The organism is Streptomyces glaucescens, assembly GCF_002154375.1.
Taxonomy (GTDB): Bacteria; Actinomycetota; Actinomycetes; order Streptomycetales; family Streptomycetaceae; genus Streptomyces; species Streptomyces glaucescens.
The window spans coordinates 1-578 of sequence record NZ_MUND01000809.1; the positions used below are offsets into that span (position 1 = coordinate 1).

The 578-nt window shown below is 77.3% G+C and carries 1 protein-coding gene; it reads left to right on the forward strand.

Annotated elements, in window-relative coordinates; translation table 11 throughout:
• Positions 1-25: 25 nt before the first annotated feature.
• The coding region (locus CCN42_RS37675) for a copper resistance D family protein (protein ID WP_422641253.1) at positions 26-578 on the forward strand (553 nt) is incomplete at its 3' end.

Sequence of the window (578 nt, forward strand, 5' to 3'; positions counted from 1 at the left end):
CGCGAGCAGGGTCCACCAGCCGGTGGTGAGCAGCCCGCCCGACACCCGCCCCCTGCGCGGGCTGCTCACCACCGGCTGGTGGACCCTGCTCGCGACGACCCTCGCCCTGTTCGCCCTGCGTGCCCCCTACGAGACGGGCACGGCCCCGTGGACCGCCCTCGACCCGGACGGCCTGCAACGGACCGCGACCGGCCGCCCCGGGCTGGCCCTGCTGTGCCGTCTGGCCCTCCTCCTGCTGCTCGCAGGGCTGCCCAGGCGCCGGATGCCCTGGCCGCACGCGGTGTTCGCCGTGGGCCTCGCCCTCACCTGGGCCGCCGCCGAGCACGCCTCCGCCGGGATCCAGGTACCGGTGGCGATGGCCTCCTCGGTCCTGCACCTGCTGGCCATGGCCGCCTGGCTGGGCGGCCTCGCCGCGCTGCTCGCCTGCCTGCGCCGCGACACCCTCCCCGCCACGACCGTGCACCGCTACTCCCGTCTCGCCCTCGCCTCCGTGACCGTCCTCGCGGTCACCGGCGTCTACCAGTCCTGGCGGGGCCTCGGCTCCCTCGACGCGCTCGGCGGGACCCCGTACGGCCGCC